Here is a 23,431-nt window from a genome sequence, read left to right on the forward strand (position 1 = left end):
AGCGCGAACCCGGAATCTCGAGATTCTCAGGTGCGCAATTGCGCACCGTAGTTCGGTGCTTTGCACCGCCCCGGAATGACGATCGCTTTAAGCGATCGTCACTTCTTCACCATCGCACACGCCGGGTCCGGCGGCCCGAACGCCTTGTCGCCCGAGATGGTCGTGAGGATCTTGTAATAGTCCCACGGATATTTGCTTTCCTCCGGCGTCTTCACCTGCACCAGCCAGAGGTCGTGCACCATCAGATTGTCCTCGCGCAGCTTGCCGTTGCGGGCGAAGAAATCCTCGATCGGTTTTTCCCGCATCTTCGCCGCCACCTTCAGCGGATCGTCGGTGCCGGTCTCCTTGACGGCGTTGAGATAGTGCATCACGCTCGAATAGACGCCGGCCTGCCACATCGACGGCATCTTGTTCATCTTGGCGAAATAGCGCTTCGACCATTCGCGCGTCTTGTCGTCCATGTCCCAGTAGAACGAGGTGGTCAGCAACAGGCCCTGGGCTGCCTGCAGCCCGAGGCCGTGAATGTCGGTGATCAGCGCCAGCAGCGCCGCCATCTGCTGGCCGCCCTTGAACACGCCGAACTCCGAGCCGGTCTTGATCTCGTTCATGTTGTTGGGGGGACCGGCGGCAATGCCGATGATCTTGGCCTTGGAGGCCTGCGCCTGCAGCACGAACGATGAGAGGTCGGGCGTTGCCAGCGGCGGCTTCACCGAGCCCAGCACCTTGCCGCCATTGGCGGTGACGACGCTGGAGGCGTCGCGCTCCAGCGAATGGCCGAAGGCGTAGTCGTCGGTGATGAAGAACCAGCTGTCGCCGCCGCGCTTGACCACAGCATCCGCGGTGCCGACCGCGAGCGCGCGGGTGTCGAACACCCACTGGATCGCGTAAGGAGAGCAGAACTTGCCGTGGAAATCGGCGGTGCCGGTGGAGTGCGTGATGAACAGCCGCTTCTTCTCGTTGGCGATGTTCTGCACCGCAAGCCCGACCGCCGAGACCGGCACGTCGACGATCAGATCGACCTGGTCGACGTCGTACCAGCGCCGCGCGATGGCGCCGCCGATATCGGCCTTGAGCTGATGGTCGCCGATCACGATGCTGATCGGCTTGCCGAGCACGGTGCCGCCGAAATCGTCGATCGCCATCTGCGCCGCCGTCACCGAGCCCTGGCCGGTCGGCGCGGAAGCGGGACCGTTCATGTCGGTGAGCACGCCGATCTTGACGACGTTGTCGGAAACCTGCGCCATTGCGGCGCCCGGCAGCAGTGCTGCCGCCAAGAACGTCGCTGCAAAGCCGGCCGCGACCGGCAGTCCAAATCTTGCTGGATTCACGCTTGTCCTCCCCTGATCCGGCTCGTTGGCCGGTGTTGCCCGGGTATGCCCGGCTGAATTGGTTTCTTTTGCAACTATTTGGGGGCGGGCGTCAATGTCAGGCGGCGAAGCGGATCTGCCCCGCCGGCGAGGGGTCGTAGCCGGTCAGCTCCTCGGCGCGCTGGCGCAGCCTTCTTTCGCTCAGGAACCGGATCAGGGCCTGCATGGTGGGGCGGAAATAGCTGCGCTGCCGCATCGCCAGATCGAGATTTTCCCAGACCAGCGGCACGAAATCGAGGCCGGCCGAGCGCGCAGCCGCGCGTGTCGCCACCCCGCAATCGGCCTGGCCGGCGCGGACCATTTCGGCAAGATCCGGCCCGGTGAGGGCCGGCGTCTCCACCCGGCGCAAATCGCGGGTGGTGGCGTCGGCGCGCTTCAGGAGCACGTCGAGCAGCATCTGCGCGCCTGTGCCCTGTTGTCGCATCGCCATCCTGGCGCCGAGCGCGAGCACGTCGGCGAGACCGCGCAATCGCTTCGGATTGCCCGGCGGCAGCACGAGACCCTGCTCGCGGCGCGCGAATGCGACCAGCAGCGCGTCATGCAGGTCCGGAGCGTCTCGCAGCGCCGTCACATTGGCGTCGGAGGCAAGATTGCCGGAGGCATCCAGGCCGTGGAAGTGCACTGCGACAGCCGTCACCTCGTCGCGCTGCAGGCGCTCGAGCCCGCGCGCGCTTCCCTCGCTCATCGATCCCAGGCCGGAGCCGGATTCGCGCAGGCTCCAGTCCAGGAGCTCGTCCTGGCTCCCGCCCACGACGGGTGGCGGCTCCGTGGCCAGCATGCCCGCAGGGCGCGCCAGTCCGGACAGCACCCAGAGATCGAGTTCGTGCCGCGGGAAGAGCCACTTCCCGGTCACCTTGCTACAGGGGATCGCGCCGGTGGTGACGAGTTCGTAGAGCTTGCGTTCGCCAAGTCGGAGATAGTCAGCGGCTTCACTGGTCGTCAGGAATTCCATCCTGCATTCCTATGCAAATTCTTGCTTCTTTTTGGACTTTCGTCGCAGGTGGAATTCTGCAGTTCATTTTCGGTCCGCGGGAACCATGCCCGATCATCTCGTTGCTTTGCAACACATCCGCGGTCGCCTCTTCCGCTTTGGTGAACGATCCTGAAGCGCTCACATGGTGCGGGCGTTGCTGTCGCGCGCGCGATTGCAATCGGCTGCAATTGCCGGAATTTCCCGAACGGTAGCACGCGAGGGGCAAATGCGTCACGAGTGCGGCGCAATCGATCCTCATGATCGTGGCCGTATCCAATGGGAACCAGCTCATGGCCTTTCGCCGCCTGTCCGTTGCACTCGCGCTTCTCTGCGGCCTGACCGCGGACATCGCAGCGTCGTTCGCGGAGGACCGCGCCATCGTCCTGGCCTCCACCACAGCGACGCAGGATTCGGGCCTGCTCGATCATCTGCTGCCGATTTTCCGTGACAGGACCGGCATCGAGGTGAGGGTGATCGCGCAGCGCGCCGACGAGGTGCTCAACGAGGCGCGCAAGGGTGATGCGGACGTCGTGCTGATGCATGCGCGGCCACAGGAGGAAAAGTTCGTCGCCGAAGGTTTTGCCGTGAAGCGCTTTGACGTGATGTACAACGACTACGTGCTGATCGGGCCGAAGAGCGATCCTGCCGGCGTGAAGGGCAAGGACATCGCGACCGCACTCAAGGCGATCGAGGCCAGGGGCGCGCCGTTCGTGACGCGCGGCGATCGCTCCGGCACCCACGCCGCGGAGCTCGCGCTCTGGATCGTCGCCGGCATCGACATCGCCGCTGCCAAAGGCGCCTGGTACCGCGAGGCCAAGGAGGGCATGGGCGCGGCGCTCGAAGCTGCGCGCGCCGCAAATGCCTATGTGCTGTCGGACCGCGGCAGCTGGATCGCCTTCAAGGAGCGCGGCGATCTCGACATCATCGTCGAGGGCGACAAGCGGCTGCTCAACCAATACGGCGTGATGTTGGTCAACCCCGAGAAGTTTCCGAGCGTGAAGAAGGAGCTGGGGCAGACCTTCATCGACTGGCTGATCTCGCCGGACGGGCAGGCGGCGATCGCCGGCTACAGGGTCGACGGGCAGCAGCTGTTCTTTCCGAATGCGGACAAGTCGGCCGGCTGACATCTGCATCTCCGGCGGTTGCCAAACGGAGCGTTGCATGGTCCATCATGGCGCATGACCCAGCGCCTGCCGCCATCGCTGACGCCGCTCGACACCGCGCTTGCCGCGTTGCTGCGAGACGTTGAACCGATCGCACCTGTTGCGTTGCCGCTGACTGAAGCGATCGGCTGTATCGCGGCGGACGCTCCGCTGCTTGCGGCCTATCCGCCGCACGACATTGCCGGCATGGACGGGTGGGCGTTGCGCGCCAATGATCTCGTCGGTGCGTCCGCCTATTCGCCGTCGCCTCTGGCGACGGCGCCGGTCTGGGTCGATGCCGGCGACGCGATGCCGGCGGGATGCGACTGTGTGCTCGATGCCGACGCCGTCGAGATGTCTGGACCGCTCGCGCAGGTGCTGGCGGAGGGCGTGCCGGGGCAGGGTGTCCGCCGCGCCGGAAGCGACATCGCCGTTCGCACGCTTGCCGGCACAGAAGGATATCCGGTCGGTCCGGCCGCGCTGATGCTCGCCGGCGTCGCGGCGGTGGACAGGCTGAGCGTGCGGCGGCCGCGGTTGCGCATCGTCAATGTGCCTGATACGACGACGACGGCGCATATGATTGCCGGGATCGCGCGCACCGCGGGACTGGATGTGAAGGCGTTCGAGGCCGCCGCGCGCGATGGCGCATCGATTGCAGATGCGCTCGATGCTTCCTCTTGCGACCTGCTGCTGATTGTCGGCGGCAGCGGCGTCGGCCGCCGGGATGCCGCTGTCGCGGCGCTGGCCCGGCGCGGTGACGTGATCGCCCATGGCATTGCACTTCAGCCCGGCCGCACCGCCGCGGTCGGGCGGCTCGAAAAAGTTCCCGTCGTTGCCTTGCCCGGCTCGCCGGATCATGCGCTCGCAGCCTGGCTCGCGCTCGTGCTTCCGCTCGTCGATCGTTTGTCGGCACGGCAGCTGCGCCGGCACGTGACACGGCCGCTCGCGCGCAAGATCGCGTCCAGTGTCGGCATTGCCGAAATCGCACTGCTGGCCGAGGACCATCATGCCTGGATGCCGCTTGCAGTGGGGGAGTGGCCGTTCCAGGCCATTGCCCGTGCGGATGCATGGCTGATCATACCCGCCAGCCACGAGGGATTTGCAGCGGGCGCATCCGTCGATGCCTATCTGATGCGGGAGTGATATGGGTTCCGGCATGACGATGATCCCGCAATCGCAAGACCGCAGCGCGCTCGAACAGGAGCAGTTCCTCAAGATCCTCTCGCGTGAGGAGGCGATGGCTCGTTTCGAGGCGGCGCTGTTTCCCCGCGCGATTCCGAGCGAAACGCGCAAGCTTGCCGATACGCTCGGCACGGCGCTCGCCGAAGACGTCACCGCCCCGATCGACGTCCCGCCGTTCGACCGTTCCAATGTCGACGGCTTTGCCGTCCGCTCGGCGGACCTCGCCGCGGCCGGCGAAGGTGCGCCTGTCCGCCTTGCGTTGAACGGCGAGACCATCCACTGCGGCACCGCGCCGAGGATGCAAGTTGCCACAGGCACCGCAACGCCGATCGCCACCGGCGGCCCGCTGCCGCGCGGCGCCGACGCTGTCGTCATGGTCGAGCACACCCAGCCTGCCGGCCCGGATGCGGTCGATGTCCGCCGTGCCGCGTCTCCCGGGCAGTTCGTCTCCTATGCGGGCTCCGACATCGCACGCGGCGAAGCGCTGCTGCGCGCCGGCACGCTCGTCGGCTCACGCGAGATCGGGATGCTGGCGGCCTGCGGCATTGCCGAGGTGGCCGTCGCGCGCAAGCCGCGGGTCGCCGTGATCTCGACCGGCGACGAACTGGTTCAGCCCGGCGAGGTGCTTGCGCCCGCGGAGATCCACGACACCAACGGCGCGATCGTCGCGGCCGCGATCGACGAGAATGGCGGCGAGGCAATCTTCCTCGGTGCCATTCCCGACGACGAAGCGAAGCTCGAATCCGCCATGCGCCGCGCGCTGCCGGACGCCGACATGCTGGTGCTCTCCGGCGGCACGTCGAAAGGCGCGGGCGACCTGTCCCACCGCATCATCAGCCGGCTCGGCCAGCCCGGCGTCGTCGCGCATGGCGTGGCGCTCAAGCCCGGCAAGCCGCTGTGCCTCGCGGTCTGCGACGGCAAGCCGGTCGTGATCCTGCCGGGCTTTCCGACCTCGGCGATGTTCACCTTCCACGACATGATCGTGCCGGTGCTGCGCAGGATGGCCGGCCTGCCGCCGCGCTCCGATGCCAAGGTCAGCGCGACCGTGCCGGTGCGCATTGCCTCCGAGCTCGGCCGCACCGAATTCGTCATGGTCTCGCTGGTCGAGGGCAGGGGCGGCCTGATCGCCTATCCCTCCGGCAAGGGCTCCGGTGCGATCACCTCCTTCGCGCAGGCCGACGGCTTCCTGCGCATCGATGCGCTCGCCGATCAGATGCCCGCGGGGACCGAGGCCGAGGTGACGCTGTTCACGCCGCATGTGCGCGTGCCGGATCTCGTCATCGTCGGCAGCCATTGCACCGGCCTCGACCTCGTCACCGCACAGCTCGCGCATGCGGGCCTCACAGTGCGCTCGATCGCGGTCGGCAGCCTCGGCGGGCTTGCGGCAGCCAAAAGGGGCGAGTGCGATCTCGCGCCGATCCATCTGTTCGACGACAGAAGCGAGACCTACAACACGCCTTATTTGGTCGAAGGGCTCGAGCTCGTGCCGGGCTGGCGGCGGATGCAGGGCATCGTGTTCCGCAAGGGCGACAAGCGCTTCGAGGGCCTCAGCGCAAAGGACGCCGTTGCCGCCGCGCTCACGGATCCCGCCTGCATCATGGTCAACCGCAACCAGGGCGCCGGCACGCGTATCCTGATCGACCGGCTGCTCGGCGGTGCGCGCCCCGAAGGCTATTGGAACCAGCCGCGCTCGCACAACGCCGTTGCCGCCGCCGTCGCGCAGCAACGCGCCGACTGGGGCATGACCATTGCGCCGGTCGCCCATGCGGTCGGTCTCGGTTTCATTCCGCTCGCGGAAGAGCATTATGACTTTGCGTTGGTGACGGCGCGCAAGCAGCGTCCGGCGGTACAGGCCTTTCTCGACGCACTTGGCTCGGGCGAGGCACGTACGGCACTGGAGCGAGCGGGCTTCCGGCCGGCGTAGATGATAGACGACGACGCGGCCTTCAAGCCGTGCGACAGGTTGGGGGACGCGATGGCAAGGCCGCTTTCGGTCGCGATCGTCGGTGCCGGCATGGGCGGGCTTGCGACCGCCGCGGCGCTCCGGCGCGTCGGCATCAATGTGATGGTCTACGAGCAGGCCTCCCAATTTGCCCGCATCGGCGCCGGCATCCAGATCGGCTGCAATGCCATGAAGGTGTTGCGCGCGCTGGGGCCGGAGGCGCGGATGCGCGAGGCTAGGCCGCGTCATCCAGCGCCGCGAGCCGCTCGGCCTCGGCGATGTCCTCGACCGTATTGGCGTTGAAGAACGGATCGAGCGGCTCGACCGGCCACGTCACCGTCGCGAGCGGATAGCGTGCGGTCCAGCGGTCGATCTTGCGCAGGTCCTCGACGACCAGGGCGTGGCGCAATTCGTCGCGCAAGGCCACGCGCCACAGCCCGATCACCGGATGCGTCTGGTCGCCCGATGCGGCGACCGCGAGCTGCGCGCTCTCCCGCTCACGGGCTTCATGCAGGCGCGCGACGAGATCGCGCGGCAGGAACGGGCAGTCGCCGGCGGCACTGAGCACCCATTCGATCCCCGGCCGGTTCGCCGCGGTCCAGTCGAGCGCGGCGAGAATGCCGGCGAGCGGGCCGGGAAAGCCGGGTACGTCGTCGGCGACCACCTGCAGGCCGAATGTGGCGAAGCGCGCGGGATCGCCGTTCGCATTGAGGATCAGTCCGCTGCACTGGGGCGAAAGACGTGCGATCACGCGCTCCAGGATGGTGCGTCCGCCGATGGTGCGCATCGGCTTGTCGCCGCCGCCCATGCGTCGCGCGAGGCCGCCGGCGAGCAGCACGCCTTGCGTCAGCGGAGTTTCAGTCGTCACCACCTTCACCCTTGCGCTTGTGCTTGGCCGACTCCTCTTCGACGTAAGCAAGGTTCTGGTCGTAGACGATCCGTTCCTCGCCAGCGAGCGCGATGAAGCGCTTGCCGCGGGTGCGGCCGATCAGCGTCAGGCCCACCTGTCTTGCGAGATCGACGCCCCACGCGGTGAAGCCGGAGCGCGACACCAGGATCGGAATGCCCATGCGTACCGTCTTGATCACCATCTCCGAGGTGAGACGTCCCGTGGTGTAGAGGATCTTGTCGCCGGCATCGACGCCGTGGCGGTACATCCAGCCCGCGATCTTGTCCACGGCGTTGTGGCGGCCGACGTCCTCGGTGTAGCAGAGCGGCTCGCCCTCCTTGCACAGCACGCAGCCGTGGATCGCACCGGCCTCCAGATACAGCGAGGGCATGGTGTTGATGGTCTGCGTCATCTGGTAGAGCCAGGAGGTGCGCAGCTCCGCCTTCGGCAGCGCGACGCTCTCGACCGCTTCCAGCAGATCGCCGAAGGCGGTGCCCTGCGCGCAGCCCGAGGTCTGCGTGCGCTTCTTCAGCTTGGCCTCGAAATTGGTGTGATGCGAGGTGCGCACGACCACGACCTGGAGGTCGTCGTCGTATTCGACCTCGGTCACCGCGTCATTATATTTCAGCATGTTCTGGTTGAGCAGATAGCCCAGCGCCAGATATTCCGGATAGTCGCCGATCGTCATCATGGTGACGATCTCCTGGGAATTCAGGTAGAGCGTCAGCGGCCGCTCCATCGGCACCTTGATCTCGACCCTGGCGCCGGTCTGGTCGGTCCCGGTCACGCTCTGGGTCAGGCGCGGGTCATCCGGGTTGGGGACGATCAGGGGCACCGGGGCTTTGTCGATCTTCATCATGGCCACGACGTTAGCATGACATTCGGGTCAAGCCGATATAAGCATGCTGGCGGAAAGCGAAAATGCTGCCTCGCCGTCATTGCGCGCGGCGAAGCAATCCAGAACTATACCGCGGTGGCAGTCTGGATTGCTTCGCTACGCTCGCAATGACGGGGAGAGGCCGGCGGTTCCATCGGCAGGTGTGTCGTTGGCGGAGACGGATCGGTTATGAAAGTCATCGGCCTTGCGGGCTGGAGCGGTGCGGGCAAGACCACGCTGTTGACGCGGCTGATCCCGTATTTCAGCGCGCAAGGCCTGCGCGTCTCCGTCATCAAGCATGCGCATCACCAGTTCGACGTCGACGTGCCCGGCAAGGATTCCTGGCGCCATCGCGAGGCGGGCGCGGCCGAGGTGCTGGTTGCCTCGTCAAATCGCTGGGCTCTGATGCACGAGTTGCGCGGCGCGGCGGAGCCGCGGCTGCCGGAACTCCTGAGCAAGCTTTCCGCGGTCGATCTCGTCGTGGTCGAGGGTTTCAAGCGCGAGCCGCACCGCAAGATCGAAGTCCATCGTGCCGGCAACGGCAAACCGTTGCTGTTTCCCGACGATCCCGGAATTGCCGGGATCGCGACCGACGCCCCGATTGACACCCGGCTGCCGACCGTCCATCTCGACGATATCCCGGCCGCGGCGTCGCTGCTGTTGCGTGTGGCGATGCCGGTCGAGGAAGCGGTCGCGAAAAGCGCTGCTATGCGCTGACGAGGCACCATGGCGCAACTGTCTGACGATTGCTTTGCCTTTGGCGGACCGATGATGTCGGTCGACGAGGCCGTTGGCCTGATCACGACGCGCGTCAACGCGATTGCCGATCTCGAGACCGTGGCGCTGGTCGATGCGGATGGTCGCGTGCTGGCCCGAGACATCGCCGCGCCCCTGCCGCTGCCACCCTTCACCAACTCCGCCGTCGACGGCTATGCCGTGCGCGACGCCGATCTTCCGGACAGCGCGGAACGGGCGTTTCCGCTCGATGGCCGCATCCAGGCCGGCGGCCTTGTTCAAGCGCCGATCAGGCCCGGCCACACCGCGCGCATCTTCACGGGTGCGCCGATGCCGCCGGATGCCGGGACCGTCTTCATGCAGGAGGATGTCCGCATCGATGACGCCGCCAGGATCGTGCTGCCGCCGGGGCTGAAGCCGGGCGCAAACGTCCGGCCCGCGGGCGAGGACATCCCTCAAGGGCACGTCGCGCTGCGCGCCGGCCAGCGGCTGCGGCCACAGCATGTCGCGCTCGCCGCGGCGTTCGGCCTGACGCGGGTCGACGTCGTCAGGCGCATCCGCGTTGCGGTGTTCTCGACCGGTGACGAGCTGGCGTCGCCGGGCGAGCCGCGCGCCGCCTCGCAGCTGTTCGACTCCAATCGCTTCATGCTGAGGGCGATGCTGCGCCGGCTCGGCTGCGAGGTCAGCGATCTCGGCATCCTGCGTGACGAGCGGACTTCCCTCGCGAATGGCTTGAAGCAGGTTGCAGGCAGCCACGACCTGATTCTCACCACCGGCGGCGTCTCGACCGGCGAGGAGGATCACGTCAAGGCGGCGGTCGAGAGCATCGGCTCGCTGGTGCTGTGGCGGATGGCGATCAAGCCCGGCCGGCCCGTGGCAATGGGCATCATCGGCGGCACCCCGCTGATCGGCCTGCCCGGCAATCCCGTCGCGAGTTTCGTCACCTTCGTCCATGTGGTGCGGCCGACGGTGCTGGCGCTGATGGGTGGTTTGCCGGAGCCGCTGTTGCCGATCCCGGTGCGTGCGGCGTTCACCTACAAGAAGAAGATCGGCCGCCGCGAATATGTTCGTGTCTCGTTGCGGAGGGGACAGGATGGCGCGCTGGAGGCCATCAAGTTCCCGCGCGAAGGCGCCGGGCTGTTGTCGTCGCTGGTCGAGACCGACGGCCTCGTCGAGCTCGGCGAGGACATCACGCGTGTCGAGCCAGGGCAGAGCGTGGGGTTCCTGTCCTATGCCGATCTGCTCTGACCGGTTGCGTTGACGCCATTGATCGGTCCCGCCATGTTGCGCCCATGACCAGAACCACGCTCGATCTCACCGGGCTGAAATGCCCGCTGCCCGCCCTGAAGACACGCAAGGCGCTCAAACCGTTACAGCCGGGCGATCAGCTCGAGGTGTACTGCACCGATCCGCTGTCGGTGATCGACATTCCGAATCTGATTCGCGAGACCGGCGACACGGTGGAGATCACCGAGCGCAACGACGCGCGCATCGTGTTCTTGATAGAAAAGGCAAATGGTCCGATAGGCAACACCAATGGTGCGCTGCGTTCCTGACGCGTTACCGCGTTGATACCGACCTTTTGTCTATCGACATCGATCATGGCTTCTGCCCAAATTGACTTTATCCGTGCGGGCGCGGAGGTTGAGTGTTGTCTGCGATACGCGGATCAACGGGCCAAACACGAAGCCTGCACGTGGTATCGGGCATAGAGCCCCGCTCGAGGGGTTAACTTTTCGGAGGCGCGTGACCGATCCTGGCGCGCGCCGGATGATGATGCGGGGCAGCGGGGGACAACTGGCTGAACCGTGAATGGCTGAGGATCAGGATCTTAGCGGCAGGCTGCTCAGAAGGGCGGCCTAGGGGAGGACTGTATGTCTACTATTGAGAGCGCTGGAACGATATCGGGCGCCGGCTCTGGCTTTCTTGATCGTGAGCGGACGATTGCGACCGCCGGCTTCAATCGCTGGCTGGTGCCGCCTGCGGCGCTGTGCATCCATTTGTGCATCGGCATGGCCTACGGCTTCTCGGTGTTCTGGCTGCCACTGTCGCGCGCGATCGGGTTGAACGCGCCGAAGGCGTGCCCCGACATCTCGCTGTTCCAGGAGTTGTTCTCCACCACCTGCGACTGGAAAGTCGCGAGCCTGGGCTGGATGTACACGCTGTTCTTCGTGCTGCTCGGCGTTTCGGCCGCGATCTGGGGCGGCTGGCTCGAGCGGGTCGGTCCGCGCAAGGCCGGCTTCGTTGCCGCGTTGTGCTGGTGCGGCGGCCTGTTTCTCGGCGCGATCGGCATCTACACCCACCAACTCTGGTTGATGTGGCTGGGCTCGGGCGTGATCGGCGGCATCGGTCTCGGCCTTGGCTATATCTCGCCGGTGTCGACGCTAGTGAAGTGGTTCCCCGACCGCCGCGGCATGGCGACCGGCATGGCCATCATGGGCTTCGGCGGCGGCGCCATGATCGGCGCGCCGCTGGCGAACCTCTTGATGAACTACTTCAAGACCCCGACTTCGGTCGGCGTCTGGGAGACCTTCGTCGCGATGGGCGTCATCTACTTCGTGTTCATGATGATCGGCGCGTTCCGTTATCGCTTGCCGCCGCCCGGCTGGCAGCCCGAAGGCTGGACCCCGCCGTCCAAGGCCAACGCGATGATCTCGAAGAACAACGTTCATCTCAATGACGCACACAAGACGCCGCAGTTCTGGCTGATCTGGTGGGTGCTCTGCCTGAACGTGTCGGCGGGTATCGGCGTGATCGGCATGGCCTCGCCCATGCTGCAGGAGATCTTCGCCGGCAAGCTGATCGGCCTGCCGGACGTCGGCTTCAACGCGCTCGATGCCGGGCAGAAGGCGCAGATCGCCGCGATCGCCGCGGGCTTCGCCGGATTGCTGTCGCTGTTCAACATCGGCGGCCGCTTCTTCTGGGCATCGCTGTCGGACAAGATCGGACGCAAGAACACCTACTACACCTTCTTCATCCTCGGCATCGTGCTCTATGCGCTGGCGCCGACCTTTGCGGCGATGGGCTCGAAGCTGCTCTTCGTGCTCGGCTTCGGCATCATCCTGTCGATGTATGGCGGCGGCTTCGCGACCGTGCCGGCCTATCTCGCCGACATGTTCGGCACGCAGTTCGTGGGCGCCATCCACGGCCGGCTGCTGACGGCATGGTCCACCGCGGGCATCATCGGCCCCGTCGTGGTCAACTACATCCGCGAGTTCCAGCTCGCGGCGGGCGTGCCGCGCGATCAGCTCTACAACACCACCATGTACATCCTGTGCGCGATGCTGATCGCGGGCCTGATCTGCAACTACCTGATCAAGCCGGTCGATCCGAAGTGGCACATGAAGGAGGCCGATGTCGCCAAGTTGCAGGCGGCGAGCGCCAGCGCCGCCGCAGCCGGACCGCACGGCTCTTACGGCATCGGGTTTGGCGGGCTTGACGCCAAGGCGGCGCTGTTCTGGGCCTTCGTCGGCATTCCCCTGCTCTGGGGTGTGTGGAAGACGCTGGAGAGCGCGGTCAAGATATTCTGATCGCCATCAAGACAGCCGCGGGATGCTCATCATCGGTGTCCCGCGGCGTTCGCCTTTCAGACATCATCAAGACTGGTACTTAGGGGATTTAAATGCTTCGCACCCGAATTTGCCTTGCGGCCGTGTTGCTGGTCGCTGGCCTTCATGCCGCGTCCGCGCAAACCGCGGCGGCGCCTGCCACCACGGCACCGGCCGCGACGACGGAGGCCAAGCCGGGCAAGATCAAACTCACCATGCAGAAGCTGAAGGACATGAAGGCGAAGTGGTCCGCCAACAAGCCGAAGCTCAAGGCCTGCCGCGCCGACGTGAAGTCCAAGGGCCTCGCCGGCGACGATCGCTGGTTCTACATCGAGGAGTGCATGAACAAGACCTGAGGTCGGGTTCCACCAACAGTTCGAGGCAAGGGGCGTGGAGCGTGTTGGCCCCATGCCCCTTAAATGCTTATCGGAATGGATGAATTCTCTTGGCATCTGGTATGCCAACGGCTAGACTTGGACGTGTTTTAAAGAAGGTTTACGAGACTCATCGATGAGCCATGACGTGCACGAGGTCCGCTCGTTCGAACATCCGGGCGAGGGGCGGAAGCGAGCCAAGGCCACGCCCAAGGGGCGGCAGGTCGATCCCACCGCCGCACACGAGATCGAGCAGCTGCTCGGCGATCGCCCGCGGCGGCGCGACCTCCTGATCGAATATCTCCACCTGATCCAGGACAAATATCACCAGATCTCGGCGGCGCATCTTGCGGCCCTCGCCGACGAGATGAAGCTCGCCTTCGCCGAGGTGTTCGAGACCGCGACTTTCTACGCGCATTTCGACATCGTGAAGGAAGGTGAGCCTGATATCGCGCCGCTGACGATCCGCGTCTGCGATTCGTTGACCTGTGAGATGCTCGGCGGTGGGCAGCTGTTGCAGGATCTCCAGCGCAGCGCCGGTCCCGGTATTCGCGTCGTACGCGCGCCCTGTGTCGGATTGTGCGACGCGGCCCCGGTCGCGGAAGTCGGCCATCATTTCGTGCATCAGGCTACGGCCGCCGAGGTGCTGGCCACGGCAGCGCGCGGCGACGTTCACGCGCACATTCCTGCTTATGTCGACTACGACGCCTATGTGAAGGACGGCGGATACAAGCTGCTGGAGCGGCTGCGCTCCGGGGCGGTCAGCAAGGACGATATCCTCAGGCTTCTCGAGGATTCCAGCCTGCGTGGTCTCGGCGGCGCGGGCTTCCCGACGGGACGCAAATGGCGCGCGGTGCTTGGCGAGCCCGGCCCGCGGCTGATGGCGGTCAACGGCGACGAGGGCGAGCCGGGCACCTTCAAGGACCGCGTCTACCTCAACAACGACCCGCATCGCTTCCTCGAGGGCACCCTGATCGGTGCGCATATCGTTGAGGCGTCCGACGTCTACATCTACATCCGCGACGAATATCCGGCCGCACGCGAGATCCTGGAGCGCGAGATCGCAAAGCTGCCGCCGGGCGGCCCGACGTTGCACATGCGCCGCGGCGCCGGCGCCTACATCTGCGGCGAGGAATCTTCGCTGCTCGAGAGCATCGAGGGCAAGCGCGGCCTGCCCCGGCACAAGCCGCCTTATCCGTTCCAGGTCGGCCTGTTCGGACTGCCGACGCTGATCAACAACGTCGAGACGCTGTGGTGGGTGCGCGACATCGTCGAGAAGGGCGCCGACTGGTGGAAGGGCCACGGCCGCCACGAGCGTCATGGCCTGCGCAGCTTCTCGGTCTCCGGCCGCGTGAAGAATCCCGGCATGAAGCTCGCGCCGTCAGGCATCACCGTGCGCGAGTTGATCGACGAATATTGCGGCGGCATGGCCGACGGCCACACCTTCTACGCTTATCTTCCGGGTGGCGCCTCGGGCGGCATCCTGCCGGCGTCGATGGACGACATCCCGCTCGATTTCGGCACGCTGGAGAAATACGGCTGCTTCATCGGCTCGGCCGCGATCGTGATCCTGTCGCAGAAGGACAGCGTGCGAGCAGCGGCCCTGAACCTGATGAAATTCTTCGAGGACGAGAGCTGCGGCCAGTGCACGCCGTGCCGCGTTGGAACCCAGAAGGCGGCGCTGCTGATGCAGAAGCCAGTCTGGAACCGCGCGTTGCTGGAAGAATTGAGCCAGGCGATGCGCGATGCCTCGATCTGCGGGCTCGGGCAGGCGGCATCGAATCCGCTTACCACCGTGATCAAATATTTCCCTGACGAGTTCAAGGAAGCGGCCGAATGACGAAGATTACGTTCGAGCTCGACGGCAAGCAGGTCGAGGCCAGTCCCGGCGAGACCATCTGGCAAGTCGCAAAACGCCAGGGCCGCGAGATCCCGCATCTCTGCTACTCGCCGGCGCCCGACTATCGTCCCGACGGCAATTGCCGCGCCTGCATGGTCGAGATCGAGGGCGAGCGCGTGCTCGCCGCATCGTGCAAGCGCACGCCGTCGGTCGGCATGAAGGTGAAGACCGAGTCCGCGCGTGCGGTTTCCGCGCAGAAGATGGTGATGGAGCTGCTCGTCGCCGACCAGCCGGCGCGCGAAACCTCGCACGATCCGGACTCGAAGTTCTGGCACTGGGCCGAGACCACCGGCGTCACCGAGAGCCGCTTTCCCGCTGCCGAGCGCTGGGCGACCGACGCGAGCCATCCGGCGATGCGCGTCAATCTCGATGCCTGCATCCAGTGCGGCCTGTGCGTGCGCGCCTGCCGCGAGGTCCAGGTCAACGACGTCATCGGCATGGCCTACCGCAGCCATGGCTCGAAGATCGTGTTCGACTTCGACGATCCCATGGGCGAGTCCACCTGCGTTGCCTGCGGCGAATGCGTGCAGGCCTGCCCGACCGGCGCGTTGATGCCGGCCGTGATGCTCGACGAGAACCAGACCCGCGTGACTTACGCGGACAAGAAGGTGGATTCGCTCTGCCCGTTCTGCGGCGTCGGCTGTCAGGTCACGTACGAGGTCAAGGACGAGAAGGTGATCTATGCCGAGGGCCGTGATGGCCCCGCCAATCACAACCGTCTCTGTGTGAAGGGCCGCTTCGGCTTCGACTACATCCACCATCCGCACCGCCTGACCAAGCCGCTGGTGCGGCTGCCTAATGCGAAGAAGGATGCCAACGACCAGGTCGATCCGGCCAATCCCTTCACCCATTTCCGCGAAGCGAGCTGGGAAGAGGCGCTCGACATCGCCGCCAAGGGGCTCGTCAAGATCCGCGACACGAACGGCGCGAAGGCGCTCGCCGGCTTCGGCTCGGCCAAGGGCTCGAACGAAGAGGCCTATCTGTTCCAGAAGCTGGTGCGCACCGGTTTCGGCTCCAACAATGTCGACCACTGCACCCGGCTGTGCCACGCCTCGTCGGTGGCGGCGCTGTTCGAAGGTCTCAGCTCGGGCGCCGTGTCGGCGCCGTTCTCCGCGGCGATGGACGCCGAGGTCATCATCGTGATCGGCGCCAACCCGACCGTGAACCATCCGGTCGCCGCGACCTTCATCAAGAACGCGGTCAAGCAGAACGGCGCCAAGCTGTTCGTGATGGACCCGCGCCGGCAGACGCTGTCGCGCCATGCGACCAAGCATCTGCAGTTCAAGCCCGGCTCCGACGTCGCCATGCTGAACGCGATGATCAACACGATCATCACTGAAGGCCTGACCGACGACCAGTACATCGCCGGCTACACCGAGGGTTTTGAGGACCTCAAGGAGAAGATCAAGGAATTCACGCCGGAGAAGATGGAGGCGATCTGCGGCGTCCCGGCGCAAACGCTGCGTGAGGTTGCACGCACCTATGCGCGGGCAAAATCGTCGATCATCTTCTGGGGCATGGGCATCAGCCAGCACGTCCACGGCACCGACAATGCGCGCTGCCTGATCGCGCTCGCGCTGATCACCGGCCAGGTCGGCCGCCCCGGCACCGGTCTGCATCCGCTGCGCGGCCAGAACAACGTGCAGGGCGCATCCGATGCCGGCCTGATCCCGATGTTCCTGCCGGATTACCAGCCGGTCGGTCGCGACGACTTGCGCGGGGCCTTCGAGAAGCTGTGGCAGCAGGATCTCGATCCCGTTCGCGGCCTCACGGTGGTCGAGATCATGAACGCGATCGATGCCGGCGAGATCAAGGGCATGTATATCGAGGGCGAAAACCCCGCGATGTCGGACCCCGATCTCCAGCACGCGCGCCACGCGCTCGCCATGCTCGACCATCTTGTGGTGCAGGACCTCTTCGTGACCGAGACCGCGTTCCACGCCGACGTGATCCTGCCGGCCTCGGCCTTCGCCGAGAAGGAGGGCTCCTTCACCAACACCGATCGCCGCGTGCAGCTCGCGCGCCAGGTGATCAAGCCGCCGGGCGATGCGCGGCAGGATCTCTGGATCATCCAGGAGATCGGCAAGCGCATGGGCCTGCCGTGGAATTACGCCGGCGCCGGCGATGTCTACACCGAGATGGCAGAGCTCATGCCGTCGCTCAAGAACATCAGCTGGGAACGGCTGGTGCGCGAAGGTGCCGTCACCTATCCGGCGGACGATCCGAACAAGCCGGGCAACGAAATCATCTTCACCACGGGCTTCCCGACCGCGAGCGGCCGCGGCAAGATCGTGCCCGCGAAGGTCATCCCGCCGGATGAATTGCCCGACGCCGAATATCCGATGGTGCTCTCGACCGGCCGCGTGCTGGAGCATTGGCACACCGGCTCGATGACCCGCCGCGCCCAGGTGCTCGACCAGATCGAGCCGGAGGCGGTCGCCTTCATGAGCCCGAAGGACATGCACAAGAAGCAGCTCGCGCCTGGCGATTTCATTCGCCTGGAGACCCGCCGGGGCGCCGTCGAGGTCAAGGTCCGCTCCGACCGCGACGTTCCGGAGAACATGGTGTTCATGCCGTTCTGCTACGCGGAGGCAGCGGCGAACCTCCTGACTAACCCGGCGCTCGATCCGTTCGGCAAGATCCCGGAATTTAAGTTCTGTGCGGCCAGAGCCGAACGCGTGGAGATGCGGGACGCCGCGGAGTAAGGGCGGCGGCGTTCGTTGGGCGGCGCGATATCCACCCAACACTCCGATGTCGTCCTGGCGAAAGCCAGGACCCATACCGCGGAATCTATCGAGCGCGGACGGTGGCAATTCCGAACGACAAGTCTTCGCCAAACCGCTCCCTGGGGTAATGGGTCCTGGCTTTCGCCAGGACGACCCGGGGAGAGTTTGCGCCGTACTCGTCGCTTCGCTCCCAGCAATGACGGTGGTAAATGTGACCCATGTCCAAAGTCACTCCCGCCACACGCGCGCTCGCGGCCGCCGATGTAGCCTTCACCGTCCACGCTTACGACTATGATCCCGATGCCGAGAGCATCGGGCTCCAGGCGGCGTCGGCCCTCGGTGAGAATCCGGCGCGCGTGTTGAAGACGCTGATGGCGCTCGTCGACGGCAAGCCGGTCTGCGTGATCGTGCCGTCCGACCAGGAGGTCTCGATGAAGAAGCTCGCCGCTGCCGTGGGCGGCAAGTCGGCGCAGATGATGAAGCCGCCGGAAGCCGAGCGCGTCACTGGCTTCAAGGTCGGCGGCATCAGCCCGTTCGGGCAGCGCAAGCCCGTGCGCACGGTGATCGAGCAGAGCGCGCTCGCGCATGACTACGTCTATCTCAATGGCGGCCAGCGCGGCTTGCAGGTGCGGCTCAAGCCCGCCGACGTCCGGGATGTCTCGAAGGCGGTCGCCGCGGATGTGCTGGCGTGAGCGCAGCGCTCTACTGCTTCTGCAACAATTTCAGCCGGCAGCGCAGCGCCTCGCGGATGTGTGCGCGCGCAAGCAGTTCGGCCCTGTCGCCGTCGCGCGCGGCGATGGCGTCGATGATGGCCTGGTGCTCGCCGTGGCTGGTCGAGGGACGTCCCGTCACCGTGAATGTGGTCGGGCCGAGCAGGGCGATCCAGTCCTGTAGTTCGCGGGAGGCGTTGTCGAGATAGCGGTTGCGCGCGGCGCGGCAGATCGCCTCGTGGAAGGCGCGGTTGAGCCGCGCCATCTCGATGGCGTCGGTCGCGGACGCCTCGACGAAGGTCTGCTCGATGTCCCGGAGCGCGTCGATTTCGGTCGCCGAGGCGTGCTCGGCGGCGAGGCGCGCGGCGGCGCCTTCCATGATCTCGCGCATGGCGTAGAGCTCGAGCACCTCGGAGATATCGAGGTTGCGGACGATCAGGCCGCGGCCGCCGGCGGGCTCGACGAAGCCGCGTGCGGCGAGGCGGCCCAGCGCTTCGCGAACCGGCGTGCGACTGACCTTCAGCCGCTGCGCCACTTCCTCCTCGCGCAGGCGGTCGCCCGCGCGGTAGCTGCCGGCCTGGAGCGCCTCGCAGAGGGAGCGGAACACCGCTTCGCCCAACGCGACGCCCGCGCCGCGCGCGATCGATCCTGCCTTTGCCGGGCGTCTCGTCATGCATCCTCGAAGCAAAAAGCGCATCCTGCCCATGCAGAGATGCGGCTTGCGCAGCTTCTGTATATCTTTGTATACAAAGGTACGCAATGGCGGAGCGGTTGACCGAGGCCGCCGGCGGGCAGAATGTCTCCAACTTCGTCGCATCGGGCGGACGGCATGAGCAGCAAATACGACGTGCTGGTGATCGGAGGCGGCAACGCGGCGCTGTGTGCGGCGATCGCGGCGCGTCGTGGCGGCGCCTCGGTGCTCGTGCTTGAAGGCGCGCCAAAATTCTATCGCGGCGGCAACACCCGCCACACCCGCAACATGCGCTGCGCCCATGACGCTGCCACCGAAATCCTCACCGGCCCCTACACCGAGGAGGAATTCTGGAAGGATCTGCTGCTGGTCACCGGCGGGCAGACCGACGAGGAACTTGCGCGCCACATGATCCGGGAGTCCAAGGACATCCTGAACTGGATCGTGGAGCAGGGCGTGCGCTGGCAGCCCTCGCTCGGCGGCACGCTGAGCCTCGGCCGCACCAACTCCTTCTTTCTCGGCGGCGGCCGCGCGATGCTGAATGCGCTCTACCTCACCGCCGAGCGGCTCGGCGTCGATGTCGAATACGATGCCGAGGTCACGGACCTGGTGATCGAGGACGGCATGTTCCTGGCCGCCCGCCTCAAGCGGCCGATCAAGGGCGAGACCGAGATCCGCGCGACGTCGCTGGTCGCCGCGGCCGGCGGGTTCGAGGCCAACATCGAATGGCTGAAGCAGTATTGGGGCGAGGCGGCTGACAACTTCCTGATCCGCGGCACGCCCTATAACCGCGGCTCGATCCTGAAAATGCTGCTCGACAAGGGCGTGCAGGAGGTCGGCGATCCCACCCAGTGCCACGCGGTGGCGATCGACGCCCGCGCGCCGAAATTCGACGGCGGCATCATCACGCGTCATGACTCGGTCGTGTTCGGCATCGTCGTCAACAAGCACGCCCAGCGCTTCTATGACGAGGGCGAGGACATCTGGCCGAAGCGCTATGCGATCTGGGGCCGGCTGGTCGCGGCGCAGCCCGATCAGATTGCCTATATCATCTTCGATTCCACCGTCGTTACCTCGTTCATGCCGACGCTGTTCCCGCCGATCGCCGGGCAGACGGTCGCGGAGCTTGCCAGCAAGCTCGAGCTCGATCCGGCCGCGCTGGAAAAGACCATCACCGAGTTCAACGCCGCGGTGAGGCCCGGCACGTTCGACCACACCATCCTGGACGACTGCCGCACGGAGGGCATCACGCCGCAGAAGACGCATTGGGCGCGGCGGATCGAGACGCCGCCCTATCTCGCCTATCCGGTGCGGCCCGGCATCACCTTCACCTATCTCGGCACGCGCGTGACCAAGGAAGCGCGGATGCTGATGGCTGACGGCAAGCCGTCGGCGAACATGTTCGCGGCCGGCGAGATCATGGCCGGCAACGTGCTCGGCAAGGGCTATGCGGCGGGCATTGGCATGACCATCGGCAGCGTGTTCGGGCGGATCGCAGGGCGGGAAGCGGCACGTCATGCGAAGAACTAGGGACCAAGAAGAAAGGTGATGGGAGAAACCATGTCGCGCATTGTCATTGCCTCGATCACGGCGCTGCTGATCGCCGGCCACGCCCGCGCCGCCGAGCCGATCACCCTGCGCGACATGGGGTCGTTCCATGTCGGCGGGCGCCTTGTCGAAATCTCCGGCAAGCCGGTGAAGGAGGTCGTGTTCGCGCCCGGCGGCGTGCCGGCCAAGGTCGATCCCAACGGCACCTATCAGGTCGAGCAGATGTACGTGCAATATTTCCTGCCGGCAAACGAGAAGGGGGCCTATCCGCTGCTGATGTGGCATGGCGGCGGACTGACCGGCGTCACCTACGAAACCACGCCTGACGGACGCGAAGGCTGGCTGAATTATTTTCTGCGCAAGGGATGGGCAGTCTACAATTCCGACGCGGTGGAGCGCGGACGCGCGGGCTGGGCGCAATACCCCGATATCTTCAAGAGCGAGCCGGTCTTCCTCACCACGGCCAATCCGTTCGAGCGTTTCCGCATCGGCGATGGACCAAACTCCTACGATCCCGATCCCGCCAAGCGAAAGGTGCTGCCGGGCAACCAGTTTCCCGTCGAGGGCTACGAGAATTTCGTCAAGCAGAACGTACCGCGCTGGACCACGACTGATGATGCGGCCATCGCCGCCTATATCGCCGAGCTCGATCGCGTCGGCCCCTCGGTGATCCTGTTCCACAGCCAGGCCGGCAGCTTCGGCTTCAAGGTCGCGCAAGCCCGGCCTGACAAGGTCAAGGCGCTGATTGCGATCGAGCCGGCTGGCATCGGTGATCCCGCGAGGGCGGATGTGCTGAAGAACATTCCGACCCTCATCATCTACGGCGACTATATCGAGCGCGATTCGCGCTGGCCCAAGATCCGCGCCAACGGCATCGCCTTTGCGGACGCCATCAAGGCGGCCGGGGGCAGCGTCTACATCGTCGACCTCCCACAGGCCGGCATCAAGGGCAATTCGCATATGGTGATGATGGACAAGAACAACCTCGAGGTCGCGGCCCTGATCCAGAAATGGCTCGAGGGCAAAGGCCTGACGAAGTAGAGCCATGCACGGAACCCAAATTCTGGACGAAGCCGACCGCCTGATGACGGTCTGCAATTCCTGCCGCTACTGCGAGGGTCTTTGCGCGGTATTTCCCGCCATGGAAATGCGCCGCGCCTTCTCCGACGGCGATCTCAATTATCTCGCCAACCTCTGCCATTCCTGTGGCGCCTGCTACGTCGATTGCCAGTTCTCGCCGCCGCACGAATTCGACGTCAACGTCCCGAAGACGCTCGCGGTCGCGCGCGCGGAGTCTTATGCGGCCTACGCCTGGCCGCGGGCGCTGTCCGGCGCCTTCGCGCGCAATGGTCTCGTGATCAGCATCGTCGCTGCGCTCAGCATGGCCGCCTTTATCTTCGGCTTTGCTGCGCTGAACGATCGCAGCGTGCTGTTCGGTGTCCATACCGGGCCGGGCGCGTTCTACAAACTGATGCCGCACAACGCGATGGCTGCGTTGTTCAGCGCTGCATTCCTCTATGCCATCCTTGCGCTTGTCATGAGCGTGCGTGCCTTCTGGCGCGATATCGGCACGCCGATCGGCGGCCGCGCCGACGGCGGCTCGATTGTCCAGGCGATCCGCGATGCCGGCGAGCTGCGCTATCTCCATGGTGGCGGCGTTGGCTGCTACAACGAGGACGACAAGCCGACCGACCGGCGCAAGCTCTATCATCACCTGACGTTCTACGGCTTCCTGCTGTGCTTTGCCGCGACGTCCGTCGCCACGCTGTATCACTATCTCCTCGGACGCGAGGCGCCGTATCCGTGGTGGGATCTGCCCGTCGTGCTCGGCGCGCTCGGCGGCATCGGCCTCATCGTCGGGCCGATCGGCCTGTACGTCGCGAAATTGCGCAGGGCGCCGGAACTGCTGGACGAGAACAGCTACGGCATGGATGTCGGCTTCATCGCCATGCTGTTCCTGACCGGTCTCACCGGCATGCTGCTTCTGCTCCTGCGCGAGACCGCGGCCATGGGGCCGTTGTTGGCGCTGCATCTCGGCGCCGTGTTTGCGCTGTTCATCACCATGCCCTACGGCAAGTTCGTGCACGGCATCTATCGCTTCGCGGCGCTGGTTCGCTATGCACAGGAACGGCGGACGGCGCCGTGACCCGTTACCTCGGCCGAAAATGGCCGTTGCGTAGAAAAGCGATCGTCTGCGCGATCGCGGCGGCGTGACGCGGCAGCCCGGTGTGGGACGCCTTCACGACGACATGGTCGGTCATGCCGGCAAGCATCGTGCTCTGCACCGACACCCGTCCGTCATTGGGCTTCGGCAGAACGAAGAGACCGGCGACGGGATCGATGAAGCGGTTTCCGGCGATCACACCGACCGGATAGTCGATGGCGGGGAGGGCATTCGGTGCGGTTGCGGGCGTGGTGGTCAGCTCGAGGCCGGCTGGCCCGTAGAATGCGCGGTAGGGCAGCAATCCCTGCAGGAGATCAGCGACCTCGCTGCCGCTGTTCGGCGTGCCCAGCATCACGACGCGGGCAAGCCGGGCGGGGCGGTGTCTTGCGATGTAGGCGCGCGCGACGAGGCCGCCCATCGAATGTGCGACGAAATGCAGCGGCGCCTCAACTTCGGCGAAACGGGCGATCGCCGGATGAATGTCGTCTACGATGGCCGCGATCGGCTTGCTGCGGCTGGAATAGTCGATGTTAAGCGTCGTGAACCCGCTCGCCCGGAGCGCCCGCTCCAGTTTCGTCAGGGATGCCGAGGTGCGCGCGATGCCATGAAGCAGAACCACTCCCGGACATCGCGTGCCGCCTGATTGAGGCGCCTCGCGCATCT

Annotated in this window: 22 protein-coding genes; 15 read left to right on the top strand and 7 right to left on the bottom strand. The window is 65.7% G+C overall.

Annotation, left to right across the window (positions count from 1 at the left end; genetic code table 11):
* Nucleotides 1-98: 98 nt before the first annotated feature.
* The 3 genes from ACE10W_RS08145 to ACE10W_RS08155 form a co-directional block, all read right to left on the bottom strand.
* Nucleotides 99-1,328: an ABC transporter substrate-binding protein gene (locus ACE10W_RS08145; protein ID WP_011085092.1), complete on the bottom strand. Its 1,230-nt coding sequence runs from the start codon at nucleotides 1,326-1,328 to the stop codon at nucleotides 99-101.
* 97 nt (nucleotides 1,329-1,425) lie between these two features.
* Nucleotides 1,426-2,319, bottom strand: a complete 894-nt coding sequence (locus ACE10W_RS08150) for a helix-turn-helix transcriptional regulator (protein WP_038966578.1) — start codon at nucleotides 2,317-2,319, stop codon at nucleotides 1,426-1,428.
* Complete coding sequence (locus ACE10W_RS08155; protein WP_304551036.1) at nucleotides 2,297-2,632, bottom strand: hypothetical protein; 336 nt, start codon at nucleotides 2,630-2,632, stop codon at nucleotides 2,297-2,299. Before ACE10W_RS08155 ends, ACE10W_RS08150 begins: the two co-directional genes overlap by 23 nt.
* Between ACE10W_RS08155 and ACE10W_RS08160 the strand changes: the two genes are divergently transcribed.
* The 4 genes from ACE10W_RS08160 to ACE10W_RS08175 all read left to right on the top strand — a co-directional run bounded on the left by ACE10W_RS08160 (nucleotide 2,631) and on the right by ACE10W_RS08175 (nucleotide 6,909).
* Nucleotides 2,631-3,464, top strand: coding sequence for a substrate-binding domain-containing protein (locus ACE10W_RS08160; RefSeq protein WP_304551038.1), 834 nt, complete (start codon nucleotides 2,631-2,633; stop codon nucleotides 3,462-3,464). The two genes, ACE10W_RS08155 and ACE10W_RS08160, sit on opposite strands and share 2 nt — an antisense overlap.
* Nucleotides 3,465-3,518: 54 nt before the next feature.
* Nucleotides 3,519-4,625, top strand: coding sequence for a molybdopterin-binding protein (locus ACE10W_RS08165; protein WP_304551039.1), 1,107 nt, complete (start codon nucleotides 3,519-3,521; stop codon nucleotides 4,623-4,625).
* Nucleotides 4,626-4,638: 13 nt separating this feature from the next.
* A complete protein-coding gene (locus ACE10W_RS08170) occupies nucleotides 4,639-6,588 on the top strand; it encodes a molybdopterin biosynthesis protein (RefSeq protein ID WP_304551040.1) in 1,950 nt (649 codons plus the stop codon).
* A gap of 90 nt (nucleotides 6,589-6,678) precedes the next feature.
* Nucleotides 6,679-6,909, top strand: a complete 231-nt coding sequence (locus ACE10W_RS08175) for an FAD-dependent monooxygenase (protein WP_304553701.1) — start codon at nucleotides 6,679-6,681, stop codon at nucleotides 6,907-6,909.
* Here ACE10W_RS08175 and mobA read toward each other — a convergent pair.
* Nucleotides 6,842-7,483: a molybdenum cofactor guanylyltransferase MobA gene (gene mobA / locus ACE10W_RS08180; RefSeq protein ID WP_370205590.1), complete on the bottom strand. Its 642-nt coding sequence runs from the start codon at nucleotides 7,481-7,483 to the stop codon at nucleotides 6,842-6,844. The two genes, ACE10W_RS08175 and mobA, sit on opposite strands and share 68 nt — an antisense overlap.
* Nucleotides 7,464-8,354, bottom strand: coding sequence for a formate dehydrogenase accessory sulfurtransferase FdhD (gene fdhD, locus ACE10W_RS08185; protein WP_028174264.1), 891 nt, complete (start codon nucleotides 8,352-8,354; stop codon nucleotides 7,464-7,466). Before fdhD ends, mobA begins: the two co-directional genes overlap by 20 nt.
* A gap of 207 nt (nucleotides 8,355-8,561) precedes the next feature.
* Here fdhD and mobB point away from each other — a divergent pair, with 207 nt between their 5' ends.
* The 8 genes from mobB to ybaK all read left to right on the top strand — a co-directional run bounded on the left by mobB (nucleotide 8,562) and on the right by ybaK (nucleotide 18,347).
* Nucleotides 8,562-9,089: a molybdopterin-guanine dinucleotide biosynthesis protein B gene (gene mobB, locus ACE10W_RS08190; RefSeq protein ID WP_011085099.1), complete on the top strand. Its 528-nt coding sequence runs from the start codon at nucleotides 8,562-8,564 to the stop codon at nucleotides 9,087-9,089.
* Nucleotides 9,090-9,098: 9 nt separating this feature from the next.
* Nucleotides 9,099-10,355, top strand: a complete 1,257-nt coding sequence (gene glp, locus ACE10W_RS08195; protein WP_304551042.1) for a gephyrin-like molybdotransferase Glp — start codon at nucleotides 9,099-9,101, stop codon at nucleotides 10,353-10,355.
* 44 nt (nucleotides 10,356-10,399) lie between these two features.
* Entirely contained in the window at nucleotides 10,400-10,663 is a 264-nt protein-coding gene (locus ACE10W_RS08200) for a sulfurtransferase TusA family protein (protein ID WP_028174267.1), read from the top strand.
* 318 nt (nucleotides 10,664-10,981) lie between these two features.
* Nucleotides 10,982-12,637, top strand: a complete 1,656-nt coding sequence (locus ACE10W_RS08205; RefSeq protein WP_161536175.1) for an OFA family MFS transporter — start codon at nucleotides 10,982-10,984, stop codon at nucleotides 12,635-12,637.
* Between the two features lie 92 nt (nucleotides 12,638-12,729).
* Entirely contained in the window at nucleotides 12,730-13,011 is a 282-nt protein-coding gene (locus ACE10W_RS08210; protein ID WP_011085103.1) for a hypothetical protein, read from the top strand.
* A gap of 154 nt (nucleotides 13,012-13,165) precedes the next feature.
* Nucleotides 13,166-14,869 carry an NADH-ubiquinone oxidoreductase-F iron-sulfur binding region domain-containing protein gene (locus ACE10W_RS08215; RefSeq protein WP_028174269.1) on the top strand — a complete coding sequence of 568 codons (1,704 nt, stop codon included), beginning with the start codon at nucleotides 13,166-13,168 and terminating at the stop codon, nucleotides 14,867-14,869.
* The gene (gene fdhF, locus ACE10W_RS08220; RefSeq protein WP_375762591.1) at nucleotides 14,866-17,634 is read left to right on the top strand and encodes a formate dehydrogenase subunit alpha; all 2,769 of its coding nucleotides are present in this window, start codon (nucleotides 14,866-14,868) and stop codon (nucleotides 17,632-17,634) included. Before ACE10W_RS08215 ends, fdhF begins: the two co-directional genes overlap by 4 nt.
* Before the next feature lie 239 nt (nucleotides 17,635-17,873).
* Complete coding sequence (gene ybaK / locus ACE10W_RS08225) at nucleotides 17,874-18,347, top strand: Cys-tRNA(Pro) deacylase (RefSeq protein WP_304551046.1); 474 nt, start codon at nucleotides 17,874-17,876, stop codon at nucleotides 18,345-18,347.
* 10 nt (nucleotides 18,348-18,357) lie between these two features.
* Here ybaK and ACE10W_RS08230 read toward each other — a convergent pair whose 3' ends face one another.
* On the bottom strand, nucleotides 18,358-19,038 hold the full coding sequence (locus tag ACE10W_RS08230) for a GntR family transcriptional regulator (protein ID WP_304551047.1): 681 nt from the start codon (nucleotides 19,036-19,038) through the stop codon (nucleotides 18,358-18,360).
* A gap of 156 nt (nucleotides 19,039-19,194) precedes the next feature.
* On the opposite strand from ACE10W_RS08230, the gene tcuA reads away from it, so the two are divergent.
* Genes tcuA through tcuB form a run of 3 tightly spaced genes read left to right on the top strand, consistent with a single transcriptional unit; the run spans nucleotide 19,195 to nucleotide 22,750 of the window.
* Entirely contained in the window at nucleotides 19,195-20,586 is a 1,392-nt protein-coding gene (tcuA, locus tag ACE10W_RS08235; protein WP_028174273.1) for an FAD-dependent tricarballylate dehydrogenase TcuA, read from the top strand.
* Between the two features lie 30 nt (nucleotides 20,587-20,616).
* Nucleotides 20,617-21,645 carry an esterase gene (locus ACE10W_RS08240; RefSeq protein ID WP_060912939.1) on the top strand — a complete coding sequence of 343 codons (1,029 nt, stop codon included), beginning with the start codon at nucleotides 20,617-20,619 and terminating at the stop codon, nucleotides 21,643-21,645.
* Between the two features lie 4 nt (nucleotides 21,646-21,649).
* On the top strand, nucleotides 21,650-22,750 hold the full coding sequence (tcuB, locus tag ACE10W_RS08245) for a tricarballylate utilization 4Fe-4S protein TcuB (protein ID WP_060910760.1): 1,101 nt from the start codon (nucleotides 21,650-21,652) through the stop codon (nucleotides 22,748-22,750).
* A gap of 4 nt (nucleotides 22,751-22,754) precedes the next feature.
* Here the strand turns inward: tcuB and ACE10W_RS08250 are convergent, their stop codons facing one another.
* Nucleotides 22,755-23,429 carry an alpha/beta fold hydrolase gene (locus tag ACE10W_RS08250; RefSeq protein ID WP_060910761.1) on the bottom strand — a complete coding sequence of 225 codons (675 nt, stop codon included), beginning with the start codon at nucleotides 23,427-23,429 and terminating at the stop codon, nucleotides 22,755-22,757.
* Between the last annotated feature and the right edge of the window lie 2 nt (nucleotides 23,430-23,431).

This window comes from Bradyrhizobium sp. B025 (assembly GCF_042257955.1).
Lineage (GTDB): Bacteria > Pseudomonadota > Alphaproteobacteria > Rhizobiales > Xanthobacteraceae > Bradyrhizobium > Bradyrhizobium diazoefficiens.

Bases quoted from the DNA above. Each gene is read 5' to 3' on its own strand.
- ACE10W_RS08200 (WP_028174267.1), top strand. From the start codon at position 10,400: ATGACCAGAACCACGCTCGATCTCACCGGGCTGAAATGCCCGCTGCCC.
- ACE10W_RS08250 (WP_060910761.1), bottom strand. From the start codon at position 23,429: ATGCGCGAGGCGCCTCAATCAGGCGGCACGCGATGTCCGGGAGTGGTT.
- ACE10W_RS08165 (WP_304551039.1), top strand. From the start codon at position 3,519: ATGACCCAGCGCCTGCCGCCATCGCTGACGCCGCTCGACACCGCGCTT.
- ACE10W_RS08150 (WP_038966578.1), bottom strand. From the start codon at position 2,319: ATGGAATTCCTGACGACCAGTGAAGCCGCTGACTATCTCCGACTTGGC.
- ACE10W_RS08170 (WP_304551040.1), top strand. From the start codon at position 4,639: ATGACGATGATCCCGCAATCGCAAGACCGCAGCGCGCTCGAACAGGAG.
- fdhF (WP_375762591.1), top strand. From the start codon at position 14,866: ATGACGAAGATTACGTTCGAGCTCGACGGCAAGCAGGTCGAGGCCAGT.
- ybaK (WP_304551046.1), top strand. From the start codon at position 17,874: ATGTCCAAAGTCACTCCCGCCACACGCGCGCTCGCGGCCGCCGATGTA.
- ACE10W_RS08155 (WP_304551036.1), bottom strand. From the start codon at position 2,632: ATGAGCTGGTTCCCATTGGATACGGCCACGATCATGAGGATCGATTGC.
- tcuB (WP_060910760.1), top strand. From the start codon at position 21,650: ATGCACGGAACCCAAATTCTGGACGAAGCCGACCGCCTGATGACGGTC.
- ACE10W_RS08210 (WP_011085103.1), top strand. From the start codon at position 12,730: ATGCTTCGCACCCGAATTTGCCTTGCGGCCGTGTTGCTGGTCGCTGGC.
- fdhD (WP_028174264.1), bottom strand. From the start codon at position 8,354: ATGATGAAGATCGACAAAGCCCCGGTGCCCCTGATCGTCCCCAACCCG.
- ACE10W_RS08175 (WP_304553701.1), top strand. From the start codon at position 6,679: ATGGGCGGGCTTGCGACCGCCGCGGCGCTCCGGCGCGTCGGCATCAAT.
- ACE10W_RS08230 (WP_304551047.1), bottom strand. From the start codon at position 19,038: ATGACGAGACGCCCGGCAAAGGCAGGATCGATCGCGCGCGGCGCGGGC.
- mobB (WP_011085099.1), top strand. From the start codon at position 8,562: ATGAAAGTCATCGGCCTTGCGGGCTGGAGCGGTGCGGGCAAGACCACG.
- ACE10W_RS08205 (WP_161536175.1), top strand. From the start codon at position 10,982: ATGTCTACTATTGAGAGCGCTGGAACGATATCGGGCGCCGGCTCTGGC.
- tcuA (WP_028174273.1), top strand. From the start codon at position 19,195: ATGAGCAGCAAATACGACGTGCTGGTGATCGGAGGCGGCAACGCGGCG.
- ACE10W_RS08215 (WP_028174269.1), top strand. From the start codon at position 13,166: ATGAGCCATGACGTGCACGAGGTCCGCTCGTTCGAACATCCGGGCGAG.
- ACE10W_RS08240 (WP_060912939.1), top strand. From the start codon at position 20,617: ATGTCGCGCATTGTCATTGCCTCGATCACGGCGCTGCTGATCGCCGGC.
- ACE10W_RS08160 (WP_304551038.1), top strand. From the start codon at position 2,631: ATGGCCTTTCGCCGCCTGTCCGTTGCACTCGCGCTTCTCTGCGGCCTG.
- glp (WP_304551042.1), top strand. From the start codon at position 9,099: ATGGCGCAACTGTCTGACGATTGCTTTGCCTTTGGCGGACCGATGATG.